Below are 6382 nucleotides of genomic sequence, written 5' to 3'. Positions count from 1 at the left end.
CGCCAGACGGGCGGGCGGCGGAGACAGGCGCCGCACAGGGCCCCGTCCCCCACGTCGTGCTCGAAAGGCAGGCCGCAGGCGGCGCAATGGGGCGGGGCCAGCACCTCGAGGGTCGCCCAGCAGGCGGGACAGAGGATACCCCCTTCCCCCACCGGGGTGCCGCAGCAATGGCAAAGGGGCGGCAATAGCAGGTCGAGCGCCCGCCGGGCGCCCTGCGCCAGGATGCCGCCGTGCAAAAGACTGCCGTTCCGTGCCATAAGAGGAGAATGTCGGAAAGCATGACGGTCTTCAATCGCCGCGTCTTGCGGCTGCATCGCGACCGGGCCGCCCTGCGGCCGGGCGATGGCGATTTCCTGTTCCGCGAGGTGGCGGAACGGCTGGCCGACCGCCTGGACGACGTCAAGCGACGCTTTCCCGTCGCCCTCGATCTCGGCTGCCGGGACGGCCTTCTGGGCCGGATGCTGGACGGGCGCGGCGGAATCGAGCGCCTGGTGCGTTGCGACCTGTCGCCCCGCATGGCCGGCCAGGCGGGGCCGCTGGCCCTGGCCGCCGACGAGGAGTTTTTGCCCTTCGCCGAGGCCAGCTTCGATCTGGTGCTGGGCAACCTGACCCTGCATTGGGTCAACGACCTGCCGGGCGCCCTGGTGCAGATCCGGCGCATCTTGAAGCCCGATGGCCTGTTCCTCGCCTCCCTGCTGGGCGGCGAGACCCTGAAGGAACTGCGCCAGGCCTTCCTTGCCGCGGAAATGGCGGAAGAAGGCGGGGCGGGTCCCCGCGTCTCGCCCTTCGCCGACCTGAAGGACGCCGGCAACCTGCTGGTTCGTGCGGGGTTCGCCGGGGCGGTGGCGGATGCCGACCGGCTGACGGTGTCCTACGGCGATCCCTTCCGCCTGATGGCCGATCTGCGGGCCATGGGGGAGTCGAATGCCGTGCTCGAACGACGGATAGGCTTCACCCGCCGCGCCACCCTGGCGGGCGCCGCCGCCCGCTACGCCGAAGACTTCGGCGGCGCGGACGGGCGGCTGCCCGCCACCTTCGAGGTGCTGTTCCTCACCGGCTGGTCGCCTATTGCTCCCTGAGCAGGCGGACGGTGGGGGCCAGGGACTTGATGAACAGGTCCATGCCCCACTGGCTCTTGGAGTGGGAGGCATCCAGCAGGTTGCGATAGCCCAGGTCGAGGCGCTGCCGTTCCAGGGCGGTTTCCTCGTCGCCCTTGCGGTAGAGGCCGCTCAGCACGGCCTCGCCCGAACTGCTGTCGGCCATGCCGAGCGCGCCCATGTTGGCCCGCTGGCTGGCCGACGCCTGTTTCAACTGGATCTGGCGCCGCCGTTCCCGGTCGGCCTGCTGGGCGTACTGTTGCTGCAGTTCCATGTTGCGCTGCTGGGCCGCCTGGTATTCGGCATAGCCCTGCTGCTGGTACTGCATGGCGTTGTTGAGCCCGGAAAGCCCGGCGCTCAACAGGGTGCTCCAACCGGAGGGGATCGCCAGCCCCCCGCCAATGGTATTCAGGCCTGAAACGCCGAAGCCCAATCCGGCAAAAAGATGCGGGGCAGCGAGGCTGATGGCGATGGGGGCGGCGACGCGTACGAATCCACCCATGATCTGTCTCCTTTCGATGGTTGCGATGACGAATTCAGGCCTAGTGGCGCGCTTCACCTTAAGTGAAGGGCGCCACCCAGCCCGAGCGGCGTTTGAGCCAGCCGGAGCCGGAGGCGAAGGCCTCGCGTCTTATCTAGTGGCACCCGTCGTTTTAGATGACGGGTGCCACTAGTCGGGCCAGAGGTTTCGGGCGAAGGATCGGGCGAAGTCGTCGGGATCGTTCCGCCCGGCCACCTGGGCGAAGGCTTCCGTGGTCCTGGGGCCGATCCAGCCGTCCTCCTTCAGGGGCGTCCAGCCGGCCCCGTCCGCCGCCTTGGGACCCAGGCCGTTCAGGGTCTTTTGCAGCGCGAGGCCCGGTTGGGGATGCAGGCCGGCGAAGGCGGTTTCCGTCTCCCCTTCCAGGTCGGCGGGCCGGCCCCGCCGCAAGGTGTCGCGGAAGCGCCCGACGGCCAGGGCCCGTTCCACCGGCGTGGTGCCCCCTTCCACCAGGGTCCGCTTCAGTCCGCTCCGGGTCTGGGGACCCAGGATGCCGTCCTCGTCCAGGCCCGCCCCGCCCAGCAGGTTGAGCCCGCCCTGCAGGGCGCGGACGGTTCCGGGCAGGGCCTTGGGATCGGGACCCGTGGCTTCCGCCAGCTTCCTGCCCACATGAAGAAGCCCCTCGTCGAGGGGCTTGCCGTCCGCGGTCAGAAGGGGCTTGGGGCTCCGGGGGATCGGCACCTGGGGCCGCGGCTCCCGGGGCCGGCCCGTCTCGTCCTGGGGAAAGGGCGCGTCGCCGTAGATGCGCGCATACCAGTCCGCCGCCAGCCCGCCCAGGATCTCGCGGCGCGGGTCGCGGTCGGGCAGGCCCATGTAAAGCCCGGTGACCTGGCGCGCCTCGTCCCGCGTCCAGTCGGCGACCGGCTTCAGGGCCACGTCGTCGCCCGGATGGTCGCCTGCCAGAAGCTCCTCGCGGAGCTTCGAAAAGCTGCCGGCAGGGGCCGGCAGGCGGGGCCGCAGGGCTTCGATCTCCTTGGTGATCGCCCCCTTCACGTCGCCGGAATCGGGGCGCTGGAAGTAGGCCGTCACCAGCCGGTGCCGCAAGGGGCCGCTCGGGCTGTCGTCGCGCCCGTAGTCGCGATGCACCATGGCCCGCGCCGCATCCTCCGCCGTCCAGTCCTCCACCCTCTTGGCGAGCGGGTCCGCCGGACCCGGCGACCAGTCCCCAAGGTCGGCTTCGGGGGATTTCGGGGCTTCCTTGCCGGTTTCCCTTTCGCCCTCGCCGCGCCCTTCCGGCTCGCGGCGGGGATTGAGGTACTTTTCCCGCAGCGCCGCCGCCGGATCGGCCGGCCGGTCGTTGATGCCGGACCCGCCGGCATCGTCGGGCGGGGTCCCGGTCCGCTCGATCAGCACGTTGGCGGCGGGACCGCCCTGGGCGAGCTGCTCGGGGGTGAACCTGGCCGGCAGGTCGGCGGTGTCGACGCCGGCCTGCCGCAGGCCGTCGACCACGTATTCGACGCAGTTTTCCGCCGTCACGTGGTACATGCCGGGAGACTTCTCCTTCCCATCCGCATACCGGTTGAGTTTGTCGAACTGGTCCTTGGTCAGGGGAAGGGGTTGGGAGGGGTTGGTGAGTTTTCGGCCGATGTCATTAGCGTCATCAGGTCTGGCAGCGTTGCCCCGTCCGTAGATACTCTTCAGCGGCCCTGCGGGGCCGAAACCGATTACCCGGGACTCGCCGTCCGGGCCCTTGATTTCGGCGGCTAGGTGGCCGGGAAATCCGCTTTTCCACAGGTGAAGCGTCACCGAATAGTCGCTCATGTCGATCTCCTTGCTGTTGGACAAAAGAAAAGGGCCGGGAAAATCCCGGCCCGCTGGTCGCGCCGAAGGCCGAAGGCCCCGGCAGTTTCGTCAAGCCCACTACCGCGCGGGCTTGGTGAAGGTCTTGACGTGCTTCTCGCCCTCGAAGAGCTGGAGAGTCACTTCGCCCGGATACTCGTCCGGATGGGTGTCGCATTTTGCCCGGTACCACAGGCCGATATACCAATCCCCATCTGACGCTCGAACCTCCGGATTCGCCCGGACATCGTCCGGCGAAGGCAGGTATTTGCAGGGATGGGCCATGGAATCGAGCACCCGGTCCAGACGGTCCGGCTCCTGCAGCAGGTAGGCCGCCCCTTCCAGGCTGACGCAGTCTCTGGACAGGGAAAGGCGGCATTGGGTGTATTCATGGCCGATCTGGATGCAGGCCCAATAAGGTGCCACCTTTCCCATGAACCCCGCGAACGGACTCACACAGGTCGGCCGGTCGAAGCCGGGCCGCTGCGTCGCCCTTCGGATATCGAATCCGTCCTCGGCCAGAAGCGTGCCCGAGGCAATACTTCCCGCAATGGAATGGGCGTAGAAGGGAGGGGGGCCGAGGGCGCAGCCCGCCAGGCCCAATACCCCCGCCAATCCCAACGCCGCCATCGTTCCCTTCGCCATGCGAGCCTCGTTCCATGAGAGTGGCCGACCTTCACCTTACCCCGGTGAGGAGCGGTTGGGAACTTGGGACGCGGGGGAGCCTTCGGGCTCCCCCGCACCCTTCCCCGGTTCAGGCGACGATGCCGAGTTCCCGCGCCAACTGGCGCACCAAACGGTCGGAACCGGCCTTACCGACTACCAAGTCGACCGTCTCGCCCAGGCTGTCGTGGGGCCGGCCGTCCTCGGGGACCGGCGTCCATTCGCCCTCGCCCAGGGCTTCCGCGCCCACCTCGTTGAGCGCCCGCTGAAGCGCCTCGACCTCCGGACGGGGGCCGTTGCCGGCCTTGCCGAACAGGCCGGCCAACGACTTCTCCATGGCCTGGGACAGGCCGCCGGCCGCCCCCAGCCCGCCATGCTTCACCAGGTCGCGGAAGCGGGCGAGCGCCATGCCCTCCTCGAGGCGGCCGACGCCCTGGGCGGCGAGGGCTTGGCGGAGCGCCCGCCGGGTCTGCGGTCCCACCACGCCGTCGACGGCGATCTCGGTGCCGAAGGCGGGACGGTAGGGCCGGTCGGTGCGGGCGGCCTCCTCGGCCTCTTGTTCCGCCTGCAGCGAGGCGATCAGGTTGATCCCCGCCTGCAGGGTCCGGACGGCCCCCGGCAGGTTCTCGTCCTTGCCGCCGGCTTCCCCGACCACCCGGCGGCCGATGCGGCGCAGTCCATCGGCCAACGGCCGGCGATCGGCACCGACGGCGGGCGTGGGCGACTTGGGGATGGCGGTCCGCGGCTTGGCCTCGATCATCCGCCCGTAGGCGTCGAACTTGGCCGGATCCTCCCCGTAGACCTGATTGTACCAGGCGGTTTCCCGCTCTTCCAACTGCCGGCTGCGGGGATCGTTGGTCTGCAGGCGCATGCGGCGGTCGGTCACCTGGCGCGCCTCGTCCTCGGTCCAGGCATGGACCGGCTTCAAGGCGATCTCGTCGACCGGATCGTCGACCTTCATGAACTCGTCGCGGAATTTCTCCAAGCCGCTGGCCGGGCGCTTCAATTCTTCGGGGCGCATGCCGCCCTGGGCGGACATGACATCGACAACCGCGTTGCCCGGTTCGTCGGCATGGAGTTCGAAGTACCGCGCCACCTTGTCGGCACGGGTCCTGCCGGTCGCCGAGCCGGTCCGGAAGTAGTCCGGATGGGACATGACGGCGGCGGCATCCTCGGGAGTCCAGGTGGAAACGTCGCGATCCAAGGGATCGGCGGCGGCCGGCTTGGCGAAGGGGTCGCTTTCCTGCGCCTTCCGTTCCTCGGGCCCGGCCTGGGCGGGCGGCGCGGGCGGGGTCTCTTCCTTGGGGGAAGGGGCCGCCGCGATGCGCTGGCGGACGAGGCGCCGGACCTCGTCCCAACTGCCTGCGCGACCGCCGATCTCGATGCCGGCGGCGGTGAGCCTTTCGCCGTTCGGATCGTCGCCGTTCAGGAAGGCATGGCCTTCGGCGAACAGGCGGGCGGCCTGGGGTCCCCAGCGGCGGGCGATCTCGCCGGCCGCGAGGAGATGGCGGAAGGCGGCCAGGGCGCCGCCCTCCCGGTCGGACAAGCCGGAATGCCGGGCTTCGGCATCGGCCCTGTCGATCACGTCGTCAAGGCCGTCGAAGCGGGCGAAGATGCTCTGCATCGCTTCCTGCAGCCGGCGATTCTTCTGGGTATCGGACATTGGTATCTCCTGTTGTCGATGATGACGAAAAAAGCCGCCTCCTTCCGGGGGCGGCCGACGCTCCGTCGCCGGCTTCGTCGGTCCCGGCGGCGAATGGGAATCGTACCGGCCAACACTCGATCCGGCTCGTTGGCCGGTATCGAGCGGCCATTGCGGCCGCGGCGAAGGCCGGTTGGCATCAGGCCTAGTGGCGCGCTTCACCTTAAGTGAAGGGCGCCACCCAGCCCGAGCGGCGTTTGGCGTTGTTGGCCTTGTCCATCGCTTCGTCCTTGTCGGTCTGCTCATTGCGCCACTTGTTCATCGTCTCGTGGCCGTCGGAAAGCAGCTTGGCAGCCATAGGTCCCATCCGGCGGGCGATTTCCGCCGTGATGAGGATATGCTTGTAGGCATTGCCCGGTCCGCCGTCGTCGGCAGGCAGGCCGGAACTCCGGGTCTCGTGGTGGGCCGCCTGCACGGCATCCTCCAGGCCGCCGATTTGGAAGGCGCGCTCTTCCAGCCAGCGTAACGCGCGCGTAGTGATGGTGTCAGACCCAACTTGAACAGTGGAGGGGCGTTTTGGGAGAGGCCCCTATTGAAAATATTGGGTTTTTTGGCCTGAAATCCGGACCTGGCGAAAAATGTAGTGGAACATTTTCTCTGTCG

Annotated in this window: 7 protein-coding genes; 1 reads left to right on the top strand and 6 read right to left on the bottom strand. The window is 68.8% G+C overall.

Annotation, left to right across the window (positions count from 1 at the left end):
- On the bottom strand, nt 1–257 hold a 257-nt coding region (locus H7841_17540), incomplete at its 3' end, for a double zinc ribbon domain-containing protein (protein MEO5338667.1).
- A gap of 21 nt (nt 258–278) precedes the next feature.
- Here H7841_17540 and H7841_17535 point away from each other — a divergent pair.
- Nucleotides 279–1079 carry a methyltransferase domain-containing protein gene (locus tag H7841_17535; GenBank protein ID MEO5338666.1) on the top strand — a complete coding sequence of 267 codons (801 nt, stop codon included), beginning with the start codon at nt 279–281 and terminating at the stop codon, nt 1077–1079.
- On the opposite strand, the gene H7841_17530 is transcribed toward H7841_17535, so the two are convergent.
- The 5 genes from H7841_17530 to H7841_17510 form a co-directional block, all read right to left on the bottom strand.
- Complete coding sequence (locus H7841_17530) at nt 1066–1599, bottom strand: hypothetical protein (GenBank protein MEO5338665.1); 534 nt, start codon at nt 1597–1599, stop codon at nt 1066–1068. The two genes, H7841_17535 and H7841_17530, sit on opposite strands and share 14 nt — an antisense overlap.
- Before the next feature lie 168 nt (nt 1600–1767).
- The gene (locus H7841_17525; GenBank protein ID MEO5338664.1) at nt 1768–3396 is read right to left on the bottom strand and encodes a hypothetical protein; all 1629 of its coding nucleotides are present in this window, start codon (nt 3394–3396) and stop codon (nt 1768–1770) included.
- 99 nt (nt 3397–3495) lie between these two features.
- A complete protein-coding gene (locus H7841_17520) occupies nt 3496–4059 on the bottom strand; it encodes a hypothetical protein (protein MEO5338663.1) in 564 nt (187 codons plus the stop codon).
- Nucleotides 4060–4168: 109 nt separating this feature from the next.
- Complete coding sequence (locus tag H7841_17515) at nt 4169–5740, bottom strand: hypothetical protein (GenBank protein ID MEO5338662.1); 1572 nt, start codon at nt 5738–5740, stop codon at nt 4169–4171.
- A gap of 202 nt (nt 5741–5942) precedes the next feature.
- Nucleotides 5943–6194, bottom strand: a complete 252-nt coding sequence (locus H7841_17510; GenBank protein ID MEO5338661.1) for a hypothetical protein — start codon at nt 6192–6194, stop codon at nt 5943–5945.
- Nucleotides 6195–6382: the final 188 nt, after the last annotated feature.

Source organism: Magnetospirillum sp. WYHS-4, assembly GCA_039908345.1.
GTDB lineage: Bacteria > Pseudomonadota > Alphaproteobacteria > Rhodospirillales > GLO-3 > JAMOBD01.
The sequence above is the reverse complement of the archived record's forward strand: the minus strand, read 5'-3'. Positions and strand labels throughout refer to the sequence as shown.

What these genes read in the sequence shown, in the direction of transcription:
- H7841_17535 (MEO5338666.1), top strand. Translation starts at nt 279, where the DNA reads ATGACGGTCTTCAATCGCCGCGTCTTGCGGCTGCATCGCGACCGGGCC.
- H7841_17530 (MEO5338665.1), bottom strand. Translation starts at nt 1,599, where the DNA reads ATGGGTGGATTCGTACGCGTCGCCGCCCCCATCGCCATCAGCCTCGCT.
- H7841_17525 (MEO5338664.1), bottom strand. Translation starts at nt 3,396, where the DNA reads ATGAGCGACTATTCGGTGACGCTTCACCTGTGGAAAAGCGGATTTCCC.
- H7841_17520 (MEO5338663.1), bottom strand. Translation starts at nt 4,059, where the DNA reads ATGGCGAAGGGAACGATGGCGGCGTTGGGATTGGCGGGGGTATTGGGC.
- H7841_17515 (MEO5338662.1), bottom strand. Translation starts at nt 5,740, where the DNA reads ATGTCCGATACCCAGAAGAATCGCCGGCTGCAGGAAGCGATGCAGAGC.